The organism is Mycoavidus sp. HKI, assembly GCF_020023735.2.
GTDB lineage: Bacteria > Pseudomonadota > Gammaproteobacteria > Burkholderiales > Burkholderiaceae > Mycoavidus.
The window spans coordinates 2,006,658-2,030,682 of the sequence record NZ_CP076444.2; the positions used below are offsets into that span (position 1 = coordinate 2,006,658).

Below are 24,025 nucleotides of genomic sequence, written 5' to 3' on the forward strand. Positions count from 1 at the left end.
TATACGGTACCTAAATACATTGAGGGGTTAGTTTAGACTAGCATGTAGCCCTTGTATATCATATACCTCTAGATTTTTTAAATAACGCAATCCCTCAACCGCTGCGCGCGCGCCTGACATCGTTGTGTAATACGTGACTTTATTAGCCAGAGCGCTGATCCGAATCGAACGGGAATCGGCAATCGCTGCGCGCGTTTCATCAACCGTGGTAAAAACTAACGCAATCTCACCATTTTTAAGCATATCGACAATGTGTGGGCGGCCGTCTTTCACTTTATTGACCGCCTTGACCGGCACGCCAGCCGCACTAATCGCCGCGGCCGTGCCTTTGGTTGCAACCAAGAAGTACCCGAGCTCGTGCAGTAAGCGCGCCAACTCAACTGCAGTGGGCTTATCGCTGTCTTTTACGGTCATCAAGACCGTACCAGAAACCGGTAAGCGCGAGCCAGCTGCAAGCTGCGACTTAAATAGCGCCTCGCCAAAAGTGCGACCAATCCCCATCACCTCGCCAGTTGAGCGCATTTCAGGACCAAGTACGGGGTCAACGCTTGGAAATTTAGCAAACGGAAAGACCGCCTCTTTAACGCTAAACCAAGACGGTTCAACTTCCTCACCGATATGCTGCGCATCAAGGCTTTGCCCAACCATGCAACGCGCGGCAATTTTTGCGAGTTGCATGCCGGTTGCCTTGGAAATATAAGGGACTGTGCGTGAAGCGCGTGGATTGACTTCAAGCACATAAATAATATCTTCAACCTGCTGGGTCGGTCCAGTGCCCGCAGCTTGACGCTGAATCGCAAACTGCACGTTCATCAGCCCAACCACTTTTAGAGCCTGTGCCATCGCGACCGTTTGCCGCTTCAACTCGGCAATCGTGGCAGCCGAGAGCGAATAGGGCGGCAGTGAACACGCCGAGTCGCCCGAATGCACCCCAGCTTGTTCAATATGCTCCATCACGCCACCAATAAAGACCCTTTGCCCATCTGCAATGCAATCCACATCACATTCAATGGCATCGTTCAGAAAACGGTCAAGTAACACCGGCGAATCGTTGGAAACCTTAACGGCCTCTCGCATATATCGCTCAAGCTCGCGCGGCTCATGCACAATTTCCATCGCGCGCCCACCGAGCACATAAGAAGGCCGTACCACGAGCGGATAACCAATTTCCTCGGCCAGCGCCAGCGCTTTTTCTTCGGTTCGAGCGGTGCGATTGGGTGGCTGGCGCAAGCCAAGTTTAGATAACAATTGCTGAAACCGCTCGCGGTCCTCAGCCATATCGATCATATCCGGCGTCGTCCCGATGATCGGCACGCCATTGGCCTCAAGATCAAGCGCCAGTTTGAGCGGAGTCTGCCCACCATATTGCACGATCACGCCTAAAGGTTGTTCTTTATCGACAATTTCGAGCACATCCTCTAACGTCAGCGGCTCGAAATATAGGCGATCCGACGTGTCATAATCAGTCGATACTGTTTCTGGATTGCAATTGACCATAATCGTCTCATAGCCATCTTCACCCAGCGCAAGCGCCGCATGCACGCAACAATAATCAAACTCAATACCTTGCCCAATCCGATTCGGGCCACCACCTAACACAACAATTTTTTTGCGCTGAGTCGGCTGTGCTTCGCATTCTTCTTCATACGTTGAATACAAATAGGCCGTTTTTGTCGCGAATTCAGCCGCGCAACTATCCACGCGCTTATAGACTGGGCGCACATTGAGCGCCAGGCGACGGGCGCGCACGGCAGCTGGCTCCACCTCCAGCAGTTTAGCCAAGCGCCGATCGGAAAAACCACTCCGCTTTAACTCACGCAATTCGTCGGCTGACAGACTCTCCAATGAACGTGTCCTCAAGGCCTGCTCTTTCAGCACGATTTGCTCAATCTGCGCTAAAAACCAAGGGTCGATATGGGTTTCTTGGTAAATTTCAGCTAGACTTAAACCGATCCGAAACGCATCGGCCACATACCAGATACGATCGGGGCCAGGCTCACCAATTTCTTCGCCAATTTGGTCGCGATCGGTCGATTTTTCATCCAGCCCATCCACTCCCACTTCAAGCCCGCGCAACGCTTTTTGAAAAGACTCCTGAAAGGTGCGGCCAATTGCCATGACCTCCCCGACCGATTTCATTTGGGTGGTCAAATGCGGATCAGCGGCGGGGAATTTCTCAAAAGCAAACCGTGGGATCTTGGTCACTACATAGTCAAGCGTAGGCTCAAACGAAGCCGGCGTGCCGGAGCCCGTTTCATTGCTGGTAATTTCATTTTTTAATTCATCGAGGGTGTAACCTACGGCAAGCTTAGCGGCGATCTTCGCAATTGGAAAACCGGTTGCCTTTGAGGCCAGCGCTGATGAACGCGATACCCGGGGGTTCATTTCAATGACCACCATCCGGCCATCGGCCGGATTAATCGCAAACTGTACATTTGAGCCCCCCGTATCAACGCCAATTTCGCGCAAGACGGCTAGCGAGGCGTTGCGCAAGAGCTGATATTCTTTGTCCGTGAGCGTTTGCGCAGGCGCGACAGTAATTGAATCCCCGGTATGGATCCCCATTGGGTCTAGGTTTTCAATTGAGCAAACAATGATGCAGTTATCATGCCGGTCGCGCACCACTTCCATCTCAAATTCTTTCCAGCCCAAGAGAGACTCTTCAATCAATAACTCATGGGTCGGCGAAAGATCAAGGCCGCGTTTGCAAATTTCTTCAAACTCTTCACGATTATAAGCAATCCCACCGCCTGAGCCACCCATTGTAAAAGAGGGCCGGATAATCATTGGATAACCCATACCGCCGGTTTGTATTGAGATCTCGGCCTGTACTCTTAGCGCGTCCTCAAACGAATGAGCAATGCCAGATTTTGCCGAAGCCAGGCCAATCTTTGTCATGGCTTCTTTAAATTTCTGCCGGTCTTCTGCTTTATCAATCGCAGCCGGCGAAGCGCCAATTAATTCAACGTTGTATTGGGCAAGCACGCCATGATGATGTAGATCAAGCGCACAATTAAGGGCGGTCTGCCCACCCATGGTTGGCAAGATGGCGTCAGGACGCTCTTTGGCGATAATTCGCTCAAGCACTTCCCAAGTAATAGGCTCGATATAGGTCACATCCGCCATTTCCGGGTCAGTCATAATCGTTGCCGGATTACTATTGACCAAGACCACCGTGTAACCTTCATCACGCAATGCCTTGCACGCTTGCGCGCCTGAATAGTCGAACTCGCATGCTTGGCCGATGATAATCGGACCCGCTCCGATGATTAGGATTTTATTAATATCTGTGCGCTTAGGCATAAAATTCTCTAAATAGTTTTCTTATACGGCCGCTTTGTTGCCGGCACGTTCACGTGCCATGAGCGTGATGAATCGATCGAATAGATAGCCTAGATCATGCGGCCCCGGCGATGCTTCTGGGTGGCCCTGGAAGCAAAATGCCGGGGACTCCTTCAAAGCAAAACCTTGCAAGGTACCGTCAAATAGCGAAACATGCGTGATCCGGGCGTGTGCCGGCAAGCTCTGCGCATCCACCGCAAAACCGTGATTTTGCGAAGTAATCACCACGCGGCCATCATCCAGGTCTTTCACCGGATGATTAGCGCCATGATGGCCGGTTTTCATTTTGACTGTCTGCGCGCCAATCGCCAACGCCATAATCTGATGCCCAAGGCAAATGCCGAAAGTCGGCAATTTTTGCTCGATCAACTCACGCACAGCACGAATTGCATAATCGCATGGCTGAGGATCGCCCGGACCATTGGATAAAAAGATGCCATCTGGTTTAAGCGCCAGCGCCTCAGCTGCGCTCGTTTGAGCCGGCAGCACAGTGACCCGGCAGCCACGCTGCGCTAACATGCGCAAAATATTAAATTTGACGCCATAGTCAAAAGCCACGACGTGGTAGCGTGGTTGCGTCAACGTGCCGTAGCCAGTACCCAACTGCCATTCGGTTTGCATCCATTCATAGGGTTTAGGCGTTGAGACAACTTGAGCCAAGTCCTTCCCTGACAACCCGGCAAAAGCTCTGGCCAACGCAAGCGCTTTCTCAGCATCCGTGTCGCCAGCCAGAATACAGCCGTTTTGAGCGCCACGCTCGCGCAAAATCCGGGTCAAGCGACGCGTATCAATACCGGCAATCGCGACCATCTGCTGCTCGCGCAGATAATCAGCAAGCGGCTGATGCTGACGGAAATTAGACGACAATACAGGAAGATCACGAATGATAAGGCCAGCCGCTTGTATTTTTGCAGCATCAATATCTTCGTGATTAACCCCCGTATTACCAATATGAGGATAAGTAAATGTCACCAGCTGATGAGCGTAACTCGGATCCGTCAGGATTTCCTGATAGCCCGTCATTGCAGTGTTAAAGACTACCTCACCCACAGTATGACCGGCAGCGCCAATCGAAACGCCACGAAAAATCGTGCCATCAGCAAGCGCAAGCAAAGCAGGTTGAAAAGACGGCAACACGGCTAACTCCTAAAGGCAACACGCCTACTGTCAACCCGCCGCCGGTCACTAAATTGCCCGTGTGCTCGCCAGAGAGCTCCACACCAGCATTAAGGCTTGGTTGCATGCAGTCGCTCTACTTGACTATGCGGGACCAGAACGGAGGATACGGGTAGGCGCTAAGATAAATTTAACTCAGATAAACCTTCTAATTATAACTTGAAAGCGTTCTATTTTTTGTATTTTTTGAGGATAAAACCTTGCCCCTTATCCGCTTAGCCACTATTTGCCTGATATTTCTGCGCCTCAATCAGGCCACGATTAGCCAACGCATCAGCACGCTCATTCTCCGGATGACCCGCATGTCCCTTAACCCAGCACCATTCAATTTCATGCTGATTAGCTAGCCGATCTAAGCGCTGCCATAAGTCGACGTTTTTCACCGGTGTTCTCGCTGAGGTTATCCAGTTTTTTTGCTTCCAACCGTGAATCCATTGACTAATGCCCTGTTGCACGTATTTTGAATCTGTATAAATAGCAATTTTGGCGCGGCGCTTTAATGCTTCAAGAGCCGCAATCACCGCCATCAACTCCATCCGATTATTGGTGGTAGCCGGTTCGCCGCCTGACAATTCTTTTTCTTGCATACGATAGCGTAACAACGCGCCCCACCCCCCTGGACCTGGATTGCCTTTACAAGCCCCGTCGGTGTAAATTTCGATCGTTTCGGAATGCATTATTTACGCCTCTGAGTTTGTGGCGTGGCCACCGGCGGCAAAGCCGGCGCCAGGGCGGCGGAACTGCGCGGCGCGGCGCCGACTAAACGCACGCCACGCACGCGCTTAATCGCCGTAATCATGTACACTGCGCCAAAAATAGGCCACCAGCGATCCCCGGCTTTTTCTACGCACGCAAATCGCGTCAGCCACTGTTCACTCATAAAGGGCGGCTGATAACAACCAAAGCGCCCGCGATTTAATTCAAAACCCAGTAACTTAAGCCAGTCCTTGAGGCGCGAAAACGCAATCAGCTTACGGTGAGCGGGAACAAAAGAGCGCTTAGTTAACCCCTTAAGCGCTTGTCGAGCTCCCCATAGACTCAATGTATTAAAGCCAAAGATCACCAATTGTCCTTCGGGCAACAACACGCGCTCAACTTCTCGTAATAGCCGATGTGGCTCACACGTCAATTCAAGCGTGTGTGGCAAAATAAGTAAGTCGACACTTTGGGAGGCGAAAGGCAGCTCAGGCAAATCGCACCGAATGCAGCTATATTCGGCAAACGCAGCCAACATTTTTAAATCAGACTCTGCATTCAACACCACCGCGCGGGATGGCATGCGATTTTCACGCAGCGCGTCAAGTTGAGGCAGGCCAAGTTGTAATGCATAATAGCCGAAGATATCACTCACCAGGCGATCAAGTTGTGCCTGCTCCCAGGCAAGCACATAGCGCCCAGGGGCAGAAGCCGCCCAAGCGGACCACTCTATAGTAGATTGATTAGACATGATGCTCCAATGAATACGTCATTTACTGCTCGCAAATTACTTGAGTACGTAGCAGTCCCCGCGTTTCAAGACAACTATATTTGGTTGGTATCGGATGGCCAAGCCGCATTCGTGGTCGACCCAGGCGATGCAACCCCGGTCATCGCTCAATTGCGCGAACGTGGCTGGCATTTAAGCGCTATTTTACTCACACATCATCATTACGATCATGTCGCTGGAGTAGCGAGCCTACTTAGCAGGTGGGACGTCCCTGTATACGGCCCAGCGCAGCAGACCATCGACACCGTCACGCACCCGCTCAAACATAATGATACGGTATGTCTGCTAGCACCGCAGTTAGAATTTGCCGTGCTTGAAATACCCGGCCATACAAATGACCATCTGGCTTATTTCATCAAAGGCGCAGAGCAGACAGCGCCTCGCGTATTCTGCGGCGATACGCTTTTTGCTAGCGGCTGTGGCCGTCTATTTGAGGGTACGCCGCAGCAGATGCTCGCCTCACTCGATGCGTTAGCCGCGTTACCCAGCGCCACGCGCGTACACTGCGGACACGAATATACGCTAGCGAATATCCGCTTTGCGTTAGCTTGCGAGCCGAATAATTTAGACTTACACACTTGGCAACGCCAAGCACACGCTCTGCGCGCACAGGGTAAACCAACCGTACCCACGACCTTGGCTCACGAAAAACGCGTTAACCCCTTCTTACGGGTTGACCAAGCAGAGATACAGCAGCGGCTTGCTGTGCCAACGAGCGATCGGCTCGCTACATTTATCGCGCTGCGTGAATGGAAAGACCACTTTAGTTAAAATACGGTTGAAAACAAGTTAAGCTTCCCTGCTATGCTTGTACTTTTTACGGCTTTACCTGGAATTCTTGCCCTAATGAGATTCATCTTTAGTGTGCTATGGGTCGCATCGGCCATATTATTAGCCTCCTGCGCCAGTAGGCCGCCCGCTAATACTGAGAACACGCTGTCCACGGTAGATGAGCGCTCTTCTTTTTTCTCTTCTTTCGCCGCTCGTTTTAAAACCGCCAACGTTGATCAAACGATTGACCTTGACCATGATTCCGTCAATGCCCATAGCGGGAATTCGGCTGATTTATGGAGCCGTATCCGGCGCGGTTTTCAGATGCCAGATCTCAAAAATGACCTAGCCCAAGCACAACTGTCTTGGTATGCTGCGCGGCCTGAATATGTCCAGCGCATGACCGAGCGTTCCAAACTTTATCTTTATCATATTGTAGAAGCGCTGGAAGCACGCAATATGCCCACTGAGCTTGCGTTGCTGCCCTTTATTGAATCTGCCTATAACCCACAAGCCCTGTCAGTCGCTAAAGCGGCAGGTATGTGGCAATTTATCCCGGGGACAGGGCGCAGTTATAATCTCAAACAAAATATTTTCCTAGATGAACGCCGCGATGTACTCGCTTCAACCAATGCCGCGCTCGATTACTTAGCTAAGCTACACGGTATGTTTGGCGATTGGCGCCTCGCCCTAGCAGCTTATAATTGGGGAGAAGGCAATGTCTTGCGCGCGATCGCGCGTAATCGCAAAGCAGGTTTGCCAACCGATTACCTCAGCCTAAAAATACCTAAAGAAACGCGTCATTACGTACCCAAATTACAAGCTGTTAAAGATATCGTTGCGCAACCGCAAAAGTATGGCTTAACGCTGCCGTCGATTCCAGATCATCCCTACTTTGTCACCGTGACGACTGCACGCGATATTGATGTTGCGGTAGCCGCACAGCTTGCCGGCTTATCGGTTGATGCATTTCGCGCACTCAATCCATCGTTTTCAAAACCGATTATTTTAGGGGCGACGCAGCCACAAATTTTGTTGCCGTTTGAAAATGCACAAATGTTTGAGCAAGGCCTAAATAACTATCAAGGTCTACTCTCAAGCTGGACCACCTATACCGTCACCAAACGCGAGCGCACAATGACGCTGGCAGCAAAAATCGGCGTTGATCCAGCAACCCTATCTGCGATCAATAAAATTCCGGTTGGCATGCGGCTCAAGCCAGGCTCTACGGTACTGATACCCAAAGTCAAAGCCGAAGACGATGAAGATATCAGTGCCTATATCGCAGAAAATGCGGTCTTCGCACTTGAGCCGGATGTGCCAGACACTCGCAAAATGTTGATTCGTGTGCGCCGGCATGAAACGATGGCCGCCTTTGCTAAGCGCTATCGTATCCCGGTTGCCCAAATTCAAGCGTGGAATCATACCAAACGCACCAAGCTCGCGCCTGGGCAGATTGTGATGCTGCATGTTCCGACGAGCCAAAAACCTACGTTGGTTAAAGCTAAACTGCGCGTGCGGCCACTGCCGCCGACAGCCAACGCAATCAAAGCACGAGCCGTTAAGCTCAACGCGAAAAAACCCATAGTCAAGCACAAAGCAAAAGTTGGGCCAATCAAAACCCCCAAGGCCAAAGCCCAAAGCTCGCTGCCGGCGCGAAAAATAGCCTCAAATTAACCCGCTCCATTCACAAAAAACAGAACCGAGATAACCCGTCTCAGTGGAAAAATTTATGCGCCAACTTGTACTCGATACTGAAACGACCGGCCTGAAAGCCCGTGGCGGCGATCGTATTATTGAAATTGGCTGTATTGAGCTCATCAACCGCCAGCTCACCGGCAACCATCTACATTTTTATATCAACCCAGAGCGTGACAGCGACCCAGGTGCGCTGGCGGTACACGGGCTAACCACCGAATTTTTAAGCGACAAACCCAAATTCGCTCAAATCGCCAGCGAACTATGCGATTTTGTCAAAGGCGCACAAATTATTATTCATAATGCGCCGTTCGACGTCGGATTTCTGGACGCCGAATTAGCCTTACTCGGCCTTGCGCCATTTAATGAACAGTGCGGCACGGAAGTGATCGATACGCTCGTTCATGCAAGGCAGATCTTTCCCGGCAAACGCAACTCGCTCGATGCGTTATGCGAACGCTTTAGCATTAGTAACGCGCACCGGACCTTGCATGGCGCGCTCCTTGATGCTGAGCTACTCGCTTTAGTTTACCTAGCCATGACGCGTGGCCAGGAGAACCTATTGCTGGATATGCTAAACGAGCCCTCCGCCGATACCCGTCACCATGCGTCGGTCGCACTTGAGCAACTCATATTGCCGGTACTCCGTGCGACTCCAGATGAAATCGCGGCCCATATCACTGTATTAGACGAATTAGAAAAAGCCGCAAAAATCCAAAGTGTGTGGCGCAGCAGCAGCATTGAAAAGTAGCGTTCCACACCCTTTATCTGATAAGCTTATTAGTTGTGCTGCGCAGACATGCATGCGTGACTATCTCAAGCAATCAATTAGGGCGATTAACTCAGCGGTAGAGTGCCACCTTCACACGGTGGAAGCCAGTGGTTCGATCCCACTATCGCCCACCAAATCCTTCCCGCCAGCGACATTGTGCTTTTCTTTAAGGATCGTAAGCTCGCTGAATTTTCTACGACCCGCTTTTTGCTAAAACAAAAAGGATTGAGTCGATACCCCTGCCTTGCTGCGCTAAAAAGCCAGCGAAATACCTATAAACATAACGGATAAAAAAAAGCCCAAACCGGAGTTTGGGCTGAATCCACCAAAGGAGGAGGGTGGAGGAGACACTGCTTGGTTACCAATCGGTAACCGATAAACAGATTATAGCAATGACTCTTGTGCAATGCAAGGAACTTTATAATATAAAATCATTTTTTACATTATGAAAAATTAGAGGATTTTGCCAGAAAAATAAAAGTGCTTATTATTCAATAGGTTAGACTCCAACACCCCGAGCTTGGGCGTTACCTTACAAAAAATTAGAGAACTATTCAGTCGTTATTTTAGGTCATTTACCCTAAAAATTAATTTGCTGCGCAGCACAAATTATTTTGGATAATCTATCTGCCGCGAGCTTGAAATGGTATCCGTTTGCCACGCACACGCACAGTCGCAGCGTAAGTAATACCCAGATGAATAAATGTGAAGAGGAAAAAATACTGAAGAGGTTCGCAGCCCCAATACACAACGGGGCCTAACTATAAAGAAAAGGCAAAGCAGACCGATAAGCCGGATTCTGTGCACGCAACCAGAGTTGCGCGTGACAGCCATTCCTCTAGGCGCGTCATTACTGACGCGCTCAAGCTTCCTACCCGCGAACTAGCAAGGGGCCTGCTTGCATCCTATAGATGCATGCTCGCCTATTTGGAATTGCTCCGGGTGGAGGTTACCGTGCCAGCTGCGTCACTGCAGCCGCGGTGCGCTCTTACCGCACCGTTTCACCCTTACCTGAGCCATCAAACTTAACGCTTGAGGCCATCGGCGGTTTGCTTTCTGTTGCCCTATTCCGCGTGTCGCCACGGATGGCCGTTAGCCATCACCCTGCCCTTTGGAGTCCGGACTTTCCTCCCCCTTCTAACGAAGGCGGCGGCTGTCTGGTCTACTTTGCCAACTAAAGTTTAGCACGCTTATTCAATTAACCCGAGTTCTGGTTAAGGAAATGCCGAGATAGGAGAAGAAAATTTGCTCGTTTAGCGCTAAAAATTTAAAACACTGTATTCAAGTACAGAAAAATACCCATTATAATAGGCAAAAAATCGTATAGAGCCTACTATAATGAACAAATTTACACTTCCCGCACAGGTTTTAGAGCATATAACTCAACTTGGACAGCGTATCCGTTTAGCAAGAATACGTCGCAACTTATCCGTCGTTGACTTAGCAAAAAAAGCTGGCATTAATCGAAATACTCTTAATTCCCTGGAGCTTGGTAAGCCTGGAACCAGTATCAGCGCAATTATTGCCACACTGTGGGCGCTCGGATTAGATAAAACGCTAGATACTGTCGCTGATCCCGATATGGATACGCATGGCAAGGTATTGGAGGCTTCACGTCGGCCAAAGCGAGCAAGCAAACTAAAAACCGTAGGAAATGAATATGATTTCTGAACGCAAAGTCTATATTTATATTCAGCTTCCCGGCTCATTAGAAAGCATTCCTGCAGCTATTCTCAGGGTGCAAACTTTGTCAGATGGTATGTGTATAGGTCGGTTCCGATATGGTGACCGCTATCTTCAGCCTGTCAGTCGAGGATGCACGCCACCAAATCAACCATATCGTCGAAGTAGTGCTGCAGTGGCGCGAAATCTTTTTTAATTGTGGTGTGTCAGTGCACGATATGGACTATATCGCTCCAGCGATATTGCCCAAGTGCTTCTTACTTGAAACCCCAGCTGACGTCAATTAAGCGAGTCGCCACGCGATTGTTTCACCTGCACCTAATGGCACAATCGTGTGCTCACCTGCGGGTAATTCAAGTGGCAGCTGCCATGACTCGCGCCGCAGCGTCACCGTTCCCGAGTTGCGCGCCAAGCCATAAAACGCCGCGCCGTGAAAGCTTGCAAACCCCTCAAGCTGCGCCAAGGCACCGACCCGATCAAAAGCCTGCGCGTAAAGTTCAAGCGCATGCAAAGCCGTGTAACACCCAGCGCACCCACACGCGTGCTCCTTCAAGCCTTTAGGGTGTGGTGCACTATCCGTACCCAAAAAAAAGCGCGGATTACCCGAGGTTGCCACTTTTACTAATGCCATCCGGTGCCGCTCGCGCTTTAAAACTGGCAAGCAATAATAGTGTGGCCGCAACCCTTTTTGGAACAGCGCATTGCGGTTATACAACAGATGATGCGCGGTAATCGTCGCGCCAAGCGTGCCAGGCGCTGCCTCTGCGTCGCGCACATAGTCAGCCGCTTCTTGCGTGGTGATATGCTCAAAGACAATCTTCAACGCCGGAAATGCGCGCCGCACAGGCACCAGTACTTGATCGATAAATACTTTTTCACGATCGAATAAATCAATTGACGGATCCGTCACTTCACCGTGTACCAGCAGCGGCAAACCAAGCTCTTGCATCACTTCAAGCGTTTTTGCGCAGTGTTTAAGGTCCGTCACGCCGGCATCTGAATGAGTCGTGGCCCCTGCCGGATAGAGCTTAATCGCATGTACAACGCCTGACTCATGGGCGCGACGAATTTCATCAGCAGGCGTGTTATCGGTGAGATACAGTGCCATCAATGGTTCAAAATCCGCAGAGTCTAGCAACGCATCCAGAATGCGGCGGCGGTAAGCCAGTGCTTGCGCTGTGGTCGTTACCGGCGGATTCAGATTGGGCATTACTAGCGCGCGCCCAAACTGGCGCGCGCTATGCGGCAACACAGCCGCCAGCATCTCACCATCGCGCAAATGCAGATGCAAGTCATCCGGACGCGTCATGGTGAGTGAGTTAATCTGCGCTGTTTGAGGTTGAGTGGGAGCTTGATTAAAGTGATTTTCCATGAAGTTGAGCCTAACTCAGAAGATATATGATTCAATTTATTATAATCTGCAAGCGCATCTTAATGGGATGGTTAGAAATTAGAGTATAAACACAAATTGTGCTTGCGATAAATTTGCTCATCAGGCAAAATCTTTCCAAGCTTCAATCGAAATTCATCCATAAGAAGTAATCGACGCATTGCAAACTCGCATTGTGTCGGTATGAGAACCTCAACAATACGGGCTTGCTCTTATTTTGCAAGAGCTTAGTGCCAAACTTCAACAGCCCCCCTAGTATTTTTTAGGTTCTGTAGTCCAAGTTCCATAGTTGAAATTTTATAGCGTGGCTCATCAACCTATGGCCGACCTTTAATTTTTGCTTTAGGTAAGACTTATGCCTGCTTGCGTCAATCCAAATCCAGTAACCTATCCCTTATCCGCTGCACAAATGGAGATTTGGCTCGCGCAGCAAATCACCCCCCGTAGTCCTGTCTACAATATTTGCCAATTCACAGAAATCCATGGCGCCGTTGACTCGGCCTTGTTCGAAGCCGCCTTGCGACAGGTGGTCGCGGAAGCAGAAAGCTTTTGTCTTCAGTTCATCGACAGTAGCGATGGCATTCAACAATTTGTCAGTTTACCGGATTGGTCACTTCCTTTGATCGATCTCAGCGCAGAGGTTGATCCTCAAGCTGCTGCCGAAGCTTGGATGAAAGCGGACTACGAACAGCCAACCGACCTACTGAATAACCTGCCGTTTGGCTTTGCATTGTTAAAAGTCGCACCTGACCGATTTTTTTGGTATCAGCGTTGTCACCATATCGCGATGGATGGGGCCGGTGGCCGCCTCATCGCGCAACGCATGGCGCAGGTATATAGCGCACGAGTCAAAGGGGTAATAGCACAAGAGCGCCCATTCGGACCCGTATCGCTGCTGCTGGAAAATGACGTTCGCTACCGCGCCTCTGCGCACTTTACAAAAGACCGGGAATATTGGCTTGCGCACTGCGCGGATTGGCCCAGCGCTGTGACACTTGCAGATAGGCAAGCCCCCGCTTTGCACCACCGTTTGCGTCAGACAGCTTACCTCTCCTCTCAAACAATGCGCACTTACGCTTCTGACGCAAGTGGTTTGGCTCAGTTTATTACCGCTGCCGTGGCGGCGTATCTTCATCGTTTAACCGGTGCTCAAGACGTGGTGTTGGGCTTTCCGGTGCCAGCTCGCTTTGGCGAAGGCCGGCGTATTCCCGGCATGACTTCTAATGTCATGCCTATCCGACTCACGGTGCAGCCAGACACGAGCCTCACATCATTGATAGAACAGGCGGCGCAAGAGATTAAACGCGGATTTCGGCATCAACGCTATCGCTGTGAAGAGCTACGGCGGGAACTTCGACTGGCGCAAGGCCGGCCATTGTTTGGTCCCACCATCAATCTGATGCCATTTGACCATGACCTGCGCTTTGGCAAACATGCATCGACCACTCATAATCTTGTCAATGGGCCGGTCGAAGACCTAATGATCGCGGTCTATGTCCTATCCGGGGACAGCCCATTGCGGATTGACTTTGACGCGAACCCCGCCCTCTATACAGCAAACGAACTCATTGCACACCAGCGCCGTTTTCTAAAATTCCTGGACGCCCTGGTCACAGAGCCCACCCAGCCAATCGACGGCATCGACCTGCTCAGTGCAGCGGAGCGGCGGCAATTGCTGGTCGAATGGAATACAACGGAGGCGCCCTATCCAGCGCACCAGTGCATTCATCAGTTATTTGAAGCACAGGCTGAGCGTACACCGGACGCCATTGCCTTGGTGTACGAAGGTCAGGCATTAGGGTATGCGGAACTGAATGCGCGTGCTAATCGTCTTGCGCATCAACTCATCGAGCTGGACGTTCAACCAGATACGCTGGTGGCGATCTGCGTGGAACGCAGCCTAGCGTTGGTGGTGGGGCTACTGGCAACTCTCAAGGCGGGTGGTGCTTATGTGCCACTTGATCCGGCGTATACGGGCGAGCGGCTGGCGAGCATTCTCACCGATGCGGCGCCACGGATCCTGTTGGCAGACGCAGTGGGCCGCGCCACATTGGGCGAAAGGGCCCTAGCCTCGTTGACTGTGCTCGATCCAGCGGTGCAGCCAGAACAGGCAGTCACTAATCCGCACGTGCTTGGCCTGACTGCTCGTCATCTTGCCTATGTAATCTACACGTCCGGTTCTACCGGCGCACCCAAAGGCGTGATGGTTGAGCATGCGCAGATTGTACGTCTGTTTGATGCCACAGAACCTTGGTATCACTTTAACCAGCATGATACCTGGTGCCTGTTCCATTCTTTTGCCTTCGACTTTTCGGTTTGGGAGCTCTGGGGAGCCTTGCGCTATGGCGGGAAACTGATCTTAGTCCCTCATCAGATTGCCCGCTCGCCACAAGAGTTTCATCGGCTGGTTTGCGAGCAGGGCGTGACCGTATTGAACCAGACGCCCAGTGCTTTTAAGACCTTTATCGCCAGCCAAGCACAAAGCCAATTGCGTGATCAATTACGCTATGTGATTTTCGGTGGTGAAGCGTTTGAACCTGCAATCTTGCAGGCATGGTACGCCATGCGTTCAGAGCACGCGCCTCAATTAGTGAACATGTATGGCATTACGGAAACCACCGTGCATGTCACTTACCAGCCGCTACGACAACAGGATAGTCATCAAGTGGGCAGTCCGATTGGGGTAAGGATTCCCGATCTTAAGGTTTATCTGCTGAACGCCGATGGTCAGCCCGTGCCGTTGGGAATGGTCGGCGAACTGTATATTGGCGGAGCGGGTGTCGCACGTGGCTATTTGAACCGCCCTGAATTGACCGCCGAGCGTTTTCTTTGCGATCCGTTCAGCAATCATGTTGATGCCCGCATGTATAAGACGGGCGACTTGGCCCGCTATCTGCCCGACGGCAATCTCGAGTTCCTCGGCCGCAACGATCACCAGGTTAAGATCCGGGGCTTTCGGATTGAGCCCGGCGAAATCGAAGCACACCTTATCGAGCATCCGCTGGTGCGCGATGCTATCGTGCTTGCGCTAGGCGAGGACGGCGACAAGCGGCTGGTTGCCTATGTTGTGGCCGAGGTGGACGAACAGCTAGCGAGCACACTGCGTACGTATCTCGTGGCCGGGCTACCTGAGTATATGGTGCCGGCCGCCTTTGTGCGCTTGGATGCACTGCCGTTGACGCCCAACGGCAAACTTGATCGCCGGGCACTGCCGGCGCCGGATGGCGAAGCCTTTGCGCGCCAGGCATACGAGGCGCCGCAAGGTAAGATAGAGACCACGCTGGCCACAATCTGGGCAGAACTGCTCGGGGTTGAATGCGTCAGCCGTCACGACAGCTTCTTTGCGCTCGGTGGCCATTCGATGCTCGCGGTGCGGATGATCGAACGCCTGCGTTATCTTGGCTTGACGGTCTCGGTGCGTGCATTGTTCGATACGCCTACGCTGAGCGTGCTAGCCCAATCGCTGGGCCAGCATCGGGAAATAGCCGTGCCGCCCAATCTCATTACATCCGACACCACCATGCTTACGCCGGACATGCTGCCGCTGATCGATCTCAGTCAGGCTGAGATCGACCGGATTGTGGCACAGGTCCCCGGTGGCGTTGCGAACATCCAAGATATTTATGCATTGTCCCCGCTGCAAGACGGTTTCCTGTTTCACCACCTGCTGGCGACTGAAGGCGATCCGTATCTGTTGATTGCCCAAATAGCCTTTACTGACCGGGAGCAACTCGATCGTTATCTAGACGCGATCCAGCAGGTCGTCAAGCGCCACGATATCCTGCGTACCGCCTTTGTCTGGGCGCATCTGTCCACGCCCGCGCAGGTAGTCTGGCGTCAGGCAACGTTGTCTATCACGGAGCTCACACTGGATCCGTCCGATGGACCGATCACTGAACAACTGGCTCAGCGTTTCCGTCAGCATCGTCTTGATTTGACCCAGGCCCCGTTGCTGCGTTTCGTGATTGCGCAGAACAGTGATGGCCGCTGGCTGCTGGTCCAGCTGTTACACCATTTGATCGAGGATCATTCGACGCTAGAAATCATGCAGACCGAGGTGCAGGCGTTCCTCGAAGGCCGGGGCGATATGCTGCCCGCTGCCCAACCGTTCCGCAACCTGGTGGCGCAAACGCGTCTGGGTATGAGTCAGGCCGCGCACGAGCGGTTCTTTACCGATATGCTGGCCAAAGTGGAGGAGCCTACGTTGCCCTTCGGGCTGACCGATACTTATCGCGACGGCACCCAGGTTACCGAATCGCGTCGACTACTGCCGCAGGAGTTGAACGATCGCCTGCGCGTTCAGGCGAAACGACTGGGCGTGAGCCTGGCCAGTCTATGCCATCTGGCCTGGGCACAGGTGCTGGCACGCAGCAGTGGCCTACAGCGAGCGGTGTTTGGCACGGTGCTATTTGGGCGGATGCAGGCAGGTGACGGGGCGGACCGTGCCCTGGGGCTGTTCATTAACACCTTGCCACTGTGTGTTGAGTTGAACCGCAGCGTTGAGCACAGTGTGCGGGATACGCACGCGCTCCTAGCTGGACTACTCGACCATGAGCATGCATCGCTGGCGCTGGCCCAACGCTGCAGTGGTGTGCCGGCTGGTACATCCTTGTTTAGTGCGTTGCTGAACTACCGGCACCACATTGTGGTGCCATCAGAGGGCCAACTGGCGCCCGGTATTGAGTTGTTGAGTGTGGACGAACGCACGAACTATCCACTCGCTCTGTTCGTGGAGGATTTCGGAAAAACGTTGGGACTGATCGCTCAGGTTGTGAATCCGCTTGATCCTAATCATATCTGCGGTTATATGCAGCAGGCGTTGCAGAGCCTAGCCGAAGCGCTTGAACAGCGGCTGGACAAACCGGCTTGGCAACTGGAAGTGCTGCCGAGCGAAGAGCGCGAGCTTCTGCGTATGTACAAGACGGGGGACCTAGCGCGCTACCTGCCCGACGGCAAGCTTGACCGTCGGGCGCTGCCAGTCCCGAACGACGAAGCCTTCGCCCATCAAGCGTATGAAGCGCCACAAAGCGAGATCGAGATCGCATTCGCCACAATCTGGGCTGAACTGCTTGGTTTGGAGCGCATTAGTCGTTACGACAATTTCTTCGCGCTCGGCGGCCACTCACTGCTCGCCGTGCGGATAATCAATCGTATTCGCACCACGTTGGGCGTCGAGATTGCCCTCCACATGCTGTTTGAAGCGCCTACCATCGCGGGACTGGCGCAGCGTTTACTCAAGCTAGACGGAGCCCAAGACGATTCATTTAAGGTCTTGCTTCCCATCAAGCCAGAAGGCGCTCGGCCACCTCTTTTCTGCGTTCACCCCGTGGCTGGTCTGAGTTGGAGTTATATCAGTCTATCTCAGCATTTAGACGCGGACCAACCTATCTATGGTCTGCAAGCTTGTGGACTCAGTGGCGTATCGCAGCTTGCAGAAACAATCGATACCATGGCGTCAGACTATATTAAACACATTCGCCGCATTCAGCCTAACGGGCCTTATTATTTGCTGGGATGGTCTTTTGGCGGCAATGTTGTTCACAGCATCGCAACACAGCTTGAACAACAAGGCGAAAGAGTCTCTTTGCTTGCTTTATTGGATAGTCATCCGGGCCCTTTCCAGTTGAACAATAAACTTGAGTTAGATCAAGAAACTATCTACATCAAACTTCTTGATCGCTATAGCGGTGAAAATATTTCAAATGCGGGGGAATATTTATGGGAAAAAACCCGAAATATCATCAAAAATAACCTTTGCCTTTTAAATAATTTTTCTCCGCTCATTTATTCCGGCGACCTGCTCTTCTTTCATGCAACGATAATGGAAGATGGATCTACCCAGCCCTCCTTTTCTCATTTATGGAAACCTTACGTTCTCGGCAATATCGAAACTTACGATATCCACTGCAAACACGACGATATGGATAGGCCCGTGCCAACCGCTAAAATCGGTCGTATTCTAGCCCGAAAACTAGATGAACTACAGAAGAAGCATCACCCACCCCAAAGCGAAGAGGTGTAAACAGGGGTTCCTACATGGTTAGAAATTAAAGTTGCCCGCTTTTCACAGATAATCTAAACTAGCCAAAACTTAGCCGCACACCTCAGCGTGACATGACACTCTCTATGCAACGCTGGGCTAGTAACACAATGTAAAACAATGAGTGTAGTCAATCGATGCGCTGGTGACGATTGAAAAGGAGGAGCGTGTGCTGAAAAACGGAGACTCAGCCCATCTCAAAGACCTGATCGCTACGGGTATCTAGCACCTTAACTCATCATTAAATTTGCCAGTTTTTATCGTTCATAGGGACCGGCGCAGCAATTGGCAGACTGTGACTTAAAGAGCGTCCGCATAGACAGATCATGCGGATCGAAATTTGGGAATTGGGCACCAACTCCACTGAATTTATTATATAAAAAGCTCGGGAGATTATTTTATGATGAATTGTGTAGACTCTGTTTTGGCTATGTCAGATGTGCAAAGCAGCACTGATCACCGCGAAATCTCGATTCAGCGAGTTGGCATCAAAGCGATACGTCATCCACTAACAGTACTGAGCGCCACTGGCGCGAGCCAGCCAACAATCGGCCATTGCGAGCTTGATGTTTACTTACCGGCCAATCAAAAGGGCACTCATATGTCGCGCTTTATTGCCCTATTGCAAGAAAGCACGGTAGACCCTAAGACAGGAAACACGATCCCGCTCGATCTCTCGGGCTTTCAGAAGATGGCCCTCAAGATGCTCAACAAATTAGAGAGCTCCGCGGGCCGCATTGAAATTACTTTTCCTTATTTCATCAATAAAACAGCGCCAGTATCGGGAGCTCAAAGCTTGCTTGATTATGAAGTCAGCTTTATTGGCGAAGCGCATGGCAATACGAGCCGGATTTTTTTGAAAGTTTTGGTGCCCGTGATGAGTTTATGTCCATGTTCCAAAGAAATCTCGTTTTATGGCGCGCATAATCAACGCTCGCATGTGACCATTAAGGCAGAGTTAAATAGTCTTGAGATATCGATTGAGACATTGATACGCATCGCTGAGGAATCGGCATCTTGTGAATTGTGGGGGCTCTTAAAACGGCCAGATGAGAAATTTGTGACCGAGCGCTCTTATGATAATCCAAAATTTGTCGAGGATTTAGTGCGTGATACTGCTAGCCGGCTCAATCAAGATGATCGGATTATCGCTTACGTGCTTGAAGCCGAGAATTTTGAGTCGATCCATAATCACAGCGCGTATGCATTAATCGAACACGATAAGCGGAAAAGAAACTTGAAAGTTGTTTAAATTTGTCCAGCTCAATACACCATCATGGCTAATGCGAAAGCAATCGGGCTACTGTGCGGCACACTTAGACGCCCGTTTAACTTTCCTTGTTGGTGAAGAGCTGACTGATTAATCATTGAAAACTTAAAAAGGAGAGCAGGAGATGAGCCGTTTTATACCATCAAGCAAAAGCCTAACGTTACACGCCGTATCTGGCATTCCCCTTATCCAGACTGGGGATGACCTTAGCCAAATCATTCTTAAGGCGCTACATGAGGACGATCTCGTCTTAGCAGATGGCGATGTGTTGGTGCTGGCTCAAAAGATCGTTTCCAAATCTGAGGGGCGATGGGCTAAGTTATCCTCAGTCACGCCTTCTGAGCAAGCCATCGATTTGGCACAGAAGGTCGATAAAGATCCACGACTGGTTGAACTCATCCTCTCGGAGTCGGTGGAAGTCATCGCGCACAGGGAAACAGGTATGCTCATCGTCATGCATCGCCATGGATTCGTCATGGCGAACGCCGGTATTGATCATTCGAATGTTGGCGGTGGCGACACCGTACTTTTACTGCCCAAAGACTCTGATCACAGTGCGCAGAAATTGAAAGAGCAGATTCACCACCTGTGCGGTGTCAACGTTAACGTTATCATCAATGACAGCTTTGGCAGAGCCTGGCGCCGCGGTACGGCGGGATGCGCAATTGGTGTGGCAGGCTTTGCGCCGCTTAAAAACTATATTGGAAAGCCAGATTTATTTGGCTGCCTCTTACAGACAAGTCAAGTGGCAGTAGCTGACGAACTCGCCGCAGCGGCCTCCTTTCTGATGGGGCAAGCGGACGAGAGCAGGCCTGTTGTGCTGATCCGCGGCGCGAATCTGCCCCCAGCCGATGGCACGATTCAGCAGCTGATTCGTAGCAAACCAGAAGATGTGTTTCTTGAGACGGCGTCGACGTTTTCGCTAAAAGCCGCGTGAACGGTGGCTTAGCACAAGACATCGCAAAAAGAGAACGGGCGAACCATCGGCGCGGAGTGTGTCAATCAGAAATGATTAGACAACTGAATTATTATATGGCAGCATCGTGTTCAAATATAAAAATATTGAATGAAGAACCCATTGAAGTGACGCGCATTCACAATGCGCGTCACCTTGATTTTTCAGGAAAATAATAAAAAGGAGACTGCACTATGCATTCTGCTTCTGCGCGTCAGCGCAGCGACGGTATTTGGGGAGTAGTGCCATTAAAAGCGCCTGAATGCGCTAAGACACGCCTGGCTGGCGTTCTCAGCCACGCCTCCCGCCGCTCATTGTTTTTCTCAATGGCTAATCACGTCATTAGTACGCTGAAGGCATCATCCCAAATCGCGCGTCTGCTGGTGGTTACGCCCTCTGAAATCAGCGCAGAGATGGCTCGGGCCGCGGGTGCAGAGATCTTGTGGGGACCCCCCGATGAAGGCATGGCCAACGCCTGCGCGCGGGCAACCGCCCATGTTGCCGCAGCGGGCGGACAACGTGTGATGTTCGTCCCCGGCGATTTGCCGCTGCTAGATGTAGCCGCGGTCGACATGTTGAGTCGCGCACCAGTAGATGCAATTGGCATGGCGCCGAACCGGGAAGGCTATGGCACCAATGGGCTGATTTGCCGACCTGGCGCGATTCCGATGCATTTTAGCGGGCACAGCCTGTCCGCTCATAAAGACGCTGCGCGGCGCGCAGGAATTGATGTTTGGATCGTCCGTTCAAGAAGCTGGGCGCTAGATGTTGATTTACCAGCCGATCTTGACGAATTCAAGTCTTCTATCAAAAATGTCCAATGGAGGGGTTATGATGAAAGCAGCAATGAGTAGTCCGGTGAGTCAAATACTCAAGAAAATTGAGTACTCCGCTGATGCCGCTCAGCCAAGGCTGAATCAAAAGGAGTTAGCGTATGAACTTGAGGCGGTGCAGGATTGGCGAGCGCTATCTGATCTTGCCTCGGCCTGGCGAGATATCGGTTGGGGCAACAACGTAAGCTATTCGCGCAAAGTTTTCATTCCGCTCACCCATCTGTGCCGGGATGTTTGCCACTATTGCACATTTGCCAAAGCACCGCGGGTGGTTGGCCCAGCATTTCTGACGGTGGAGCAAGCGCTAGAGATTGCCCGGGCGGGCGCTGCAGCAGGCTGCCGCGAGGCCTTATTTACGCTGGGTGACCGACCTGAAGCGCGCTATGCAGCCGCGCGCGAAGCACTCCAGCAACTCGGGCATGCTAGCACAGCCAGCTATGTCGCTGAGGTCGCGCAACGCGTACGAGCCGAAACAGGACTGCTGCCGCACTTCAATATGGGCGTGCTCAGCGCTGCCGAGTACCAGGCGTTGCGGCCGCATGCGCCTTCTTTCGGAATCATGTTAGAGACGGCCTCTGAACGGCTTTCCGAGCGTGGCGGGCCACATTACGGCTCACCGGATAAACATCCGGCAGTGCGGCTTGAAACGATGCGCTTAGCTGGCGAAGCACATATACCGATCACTTCAGGCATCTTGATCGGCATCGGCGAGACCCGCCGTGAGCGGCTGGAATCGCTCTTTGCGCTGCGCGATTTGCATGATCGCTATGGACACCTGCAGGAAGTCATTGTCCAAAATTTTCGCGCCAAAGCCGGCACCAAGATGGTTAACGCTCCTGAGCCATCGATGGACGAACTATGTTGGACCACAGCGGCTGCCCGTTTAATCCTCGGCTCAGCCATGAGTATTCAGGTGCCACCTAATCTTTTCGAAGGCGATCTCACCGACTTGATCCGCGCGGGCATTAACGATTGGGGAGGTGTATCGCCCATCACCCCCGATCACGTCAACCCCGAAGCACCTTGGCCGCACCTCGAACGGCTGAGCGACGTCACGGCCCGTGGTGGCAAGGTATTGGTCGAGCGACTGACGGTCTATCCGCAGTATATCGATGCCCGCGATCAATGGGTCGACCCAGGTTTGCACCGCGACCTCCTCCTCCATTCAGACTGTGGTGGACTGGCCAGAACCGATGGTAAATGGATAGCAGGCTCCAGTACGGCAACCGACATTTCCGGCCTGCAGGTGCAGGCTACGATACCCAATGCTGATAGCGTTTCGCCACAGACCATCGATATCGTCAACAAATGCTTGTCTGGCGATCGCCTTGAAGAAGCTGATCTCGTGCACTTATTCAAGGTCCGCGGCAACGATTTCGCGTATGTTACTCAAACGGCTAATCGTCTGCGCCAAGAGACCAACGGAGACAATATTACTTATGTTGTCAATCGAAATATCAACTACACCAATGTCTGCCAATATCATTGCAACTTTTGCGCCTTCTCGAAAGGGCGCGTAGAAGAAAGCTTGCGCGAAAAACCCTATATCGTCGAGCTTGACGAAATCCGCCGCCGCGTCCGGGAGGCTTGGGATCGCGGCGCCACCGAAGTTTGCCTGCAGGGTGGCATTCATCCAGACTACACGGGACACACTTATCTCGACATTTGCTCAGCGGCCAAAACGGAATGCCCGGACATTCATATCCATGCCTTTTCACCCCTTGAGATCATGCATGGCGCACAGAGTCTGGGCAGAACAGTCAAAGCATTTTTGTCTGATTTGAAAAAGGCTGGCTTAAGTACCTTGCCTGGCACTGCGGCCGAGATTTTAGATGACGAAGTGCGGCGTCAGATTTGTCCAGACAAATTAAATACGCAGGAATGGCTGACGGTCATTCGAACGGCTCACGAGCTAGGCTTGCGCACCACCGCCACGATCATGTTTGGCCATGTCGAATCTTACCGGCACTGGGCGCAGCATATCCTCAAACTAATCGAGCTGCAGCGGAACACAAGAGGGCTGACTGAGTTTGTCCCGCTGCCCTTCGTGCACGAAGAAGCTCCCCTGTTCAGAAGAAATCGCTCTCATCAAGGGCCGACCTTGCGCGAAGCCGTTTTGATGCATACCGTAGGACGCCTAGCCTTTCATGGTCTGATTGATAATATCCAGACATCTTGGGTGAAGATGGGCGAGCAAGGCTCACAACTTTGCTTGCAGGCAGGTGTTAACGATTTGGGTGGCACCTTGATGAACGAATCGATCAGCCGTGCTGCCGGCGCGGCCCACGGACAAGAACTACCGCCAGCAGCGATGGCAGCACTTGCTGCCCGCTTGGGACGAACCGCCGTACAGCGCACCACGCTGTATGGGCGCGTGAGTATCGAGCGGCAGCAGGCGGCCCAGGCCGCTCTTCCGCTAACCCCTGTCAAGTATGTAAAAGCCGGGCGTCTCGTGCGCGGAGAGGGACACCAAGTCTTACGCAGCGTGGCGTCATGAGCTAAATTTTCTAAAACACCGCGGCGTCATGATCTAAATTTCTAGCCTTGTGATTGACGCCGCGAAAAACGCTGAAGTAGCGTATACACCCGCTGCAACAGCATTAAAAACG

Annotated in this window: 15 protein-coding genes, 1 tRNA gene and 1 other RNA gene; 11 read left to right on the plus strand and 6 right to left on the minus strand. The window is 51.8% G+C overall.

The annotated features are described in order from the left end of the window. Positions 1-27: 27 nt before the first annotated feature. The 4 genes from carB to KMZ15_RS07860 all read right to left on the minus strand — a co-directional run bounded on the left by carB (position 28) and on the right by KMZ15_RS07860 (position 5,965). Complete coding sequence (carB, locus tag KMZ15_RS07845; protein ID WP_223692346.1) at positions 28-3,303, minus strand: carbamoyl-phosphate synthase large subunit; 3,276 nt, start codon at positions 3,301-3,303, stop codon at positions 28-30. A 21-nt stretch (positions 3,304-3,324) separates the two neighbouring features. Beyond that, positions 3,325-4,479, minus strand: a complete 1,155-nt coding sequence (gene carA / locus KMZ15_RS07850) for a glutamine-hydrolyzing carbamoyl-phosphate synthase small subunit (protein ID WP_223692347.1) — start codon at positions 4,477-4,479, stop codon at positions 3,325-3,327. Positions 4,480-4,733: 254 nt separating this feature from the next. Beyond that, positions 4,734-5,195, minus strand: coding sequence for a ribonuclease HI (gene rnhA / locus KMZ15_RS07855; RefSeq protein WP_223692349.1), 462 nt, complete (start codon positions 5,193-5,195; stop codon positions 4,734-4,736). Next, positions 5,195-5,965, minus strand: a complete 771-nt coding sequence (locus KMZ15_RS07860) for a methyltransferase domain-containing protein (protein WP_223692351.1) — start codon at positions 5,963-5,965, stop codon at positions 5,195-5,197. Before KMZ15_RS07860 ends, rnhA begins: the two co-directional genes overlap by 1 nt. A 9-nt stretch (positions 5,966-5,974) precedes the next feature. On the opposite strand from KMZ15_RS07860, the gene gloB reads away from it, so the two are divergent. From gloB to KMZ15_RS07880, 4 genes are all read left to right on the plus strand, one after another. Beyond that, on the plus strand, positions 5,975-6,775 hold the full coding sequence (gloB, locus tag KMZ15_RS07865) for a hydroxyacylglutathione hydrolase (RefSeq protein ID WP_223692354.1): 801 nt from the start codon (positions 5,975-5,977) through the stop codon (positions 6,773-6,775). A gap of 75 nt (positions 6,776-6,850) precedes the next feature. After that, a complete protein-coding gene (locus KMZ15_RS07870) occupies positions 6,851-8,452 on the plus strand; it encodes a transglycosylase SLT domain-containing protein (protein ID WP_223692356.1) in 1,602 nt (533 codons plus the stop codon). A 55-nt stretch (positions 8,453-8,507) separates the two neighbouring features. Beyond that, the gene (gene dnaQ / locus KMZ15_RS07875) at positions 8,508-9,224 is read left to right on the plus strand and encodes a DNA polymerase III subunit epsilon (RefSeq protein WP_223692358.1); all 717 of its coding nucleotides are present in this window, start codon (positions 8,508-8,510) and stop codon (positions 9,222-9,224) included. 80 nt (positions 9,225-9,304) lie between these two features. Beyond that, positions 9,305-9,379: transfer RNA gene (locus KMZ15_RS07880), tRNA-Val, on the plus strand. A gap of 638 nt (positions 9,380-10,017) precedes the next feature. On the opposite strand, the gene rnpB is transcribed toward KMZ15_RS07880, so the two are convergent. After that, an RNA gene (gene rnpB, locus KMZ15_RS07885) (RNase P RNA component class A) lies at positions 10,018-10,414 on the minus strand. Between the two features lie 169 nt (positions 10,415-10,583). Here rnpB and KMZ15_RS07890 point away from each other — a divergent pair. Beyond that, positions 10,584-10,916, plus strand: a complete 333-nt coding sequence (locus KMZ15_RS07890) for a helix-turn-helix transcriptional regulator (protein ID WP_223692360.1) — start codon at positions 10,584-10,586, stop codon at positions 10,914-10,916. Positions 10,917-11,026: 110 nt separating this feature from the next. After that, positions 11,027-11,215, plus strand: a complete 189-nt coding sequence (locus KMZ15_RS07895) for a hypothetical protein (RefSeq protein WP_223692362.1) — start codon at positions 11,027-11,029, stop codon at positions 11,213-11,215. Here KMZ15_RS07895 and pyrC read toward each other — a convergent pair. Next, complete coding sequence (pyrC, locus tag KMZ15_RS07900; RefSeq protein WP_223692365.1) at positions 11,212-12,300, minus strand: dihydroorotase; 1,089 nt, start codon at positions 12,298-12,300, stop codon at positions 11,212-11,214. The genes KMZ15_RS07895 and pyrC overlap by 4 nt on opposite strands. A gap of 373 nt (positions 12,301-12,673) precedes the next feature. Between pyrC and KMZ15_RS07905 the strand changes: the two genes are divergently transcribed. The 5 genes from KMZ15_RS07905 (at position 12,674) to cofH (ending at position 23,913) form a co-directional block, all read left to right on the plus strand. Continuing rightward, on the plus strand, positions 12,674-18,340 hold the full coding sequence (locus KMZ15_RS07905; RefSeq protein ID WP_223692367.1) for a non-ribosomal peptide synthetase: 5,667 nt from the start codon (positions 12,674-12,676) through the stop codon (positions 18,338-18,340). A 421-nt stretch (positions 18,341-18,761) separates the two neighbouring features. Further along, positions 18,762-19,610 (plus strand): GTP cyclohydrolase FolE2, encoded by an 849-nt coding sequence (gene folE2, locus KMZ15_RS07910; RefSeq protein ID WP_223694797.1) that lies wholly within the window; start codon positions 18,762-18,764, stop codon positions 19,608-19,610. 142 nt (positions 19,611-19,752) lie between these two features. Beyond that, positions 19,753-20,565, plus strand: coding sequence for a coenzyme F420-0:L-glutamate ligase (gene cofE, locus KMZ15_RS07915; RefSeq protein WP_223692369.1), 813 nt, complete (start codon positions 19,753-19,755; stop codon positions 20,563-20,565). Positions 20,566-20,777: 212 nt separating this feature from the next. Beyond that, positions 20,778-21,437, plus strand: coding sequence for a 2-phospho-L-lactate guanylyltransferase (gene cofC / locus KMZ15_RS07920; RefSeq protein WP_223692371.1), 660 nt, complete (start codon positions 20,778-20,780; stop codon positions 21,435-21,437). After that, a complete protein-coding gene (cofH, locus tag KMZ15_RS07925) occupies positions 21,415-23,913 on the plus strand; it encodes a 5-amino-6-(D-ribitylamino)uracil--L-tyrosine 4-hydroxyphenyl transferase CofH (RefSeq protein ID WP_223692374.1) in 2,499 nt (832 codons plus the stop codon). Before cofC ends, cofH begins: the two co-directional genes overlap by 23 nt. The last annotated feature ends 112 nt before the right edge of the window (positions 23,914-24,025 follow it).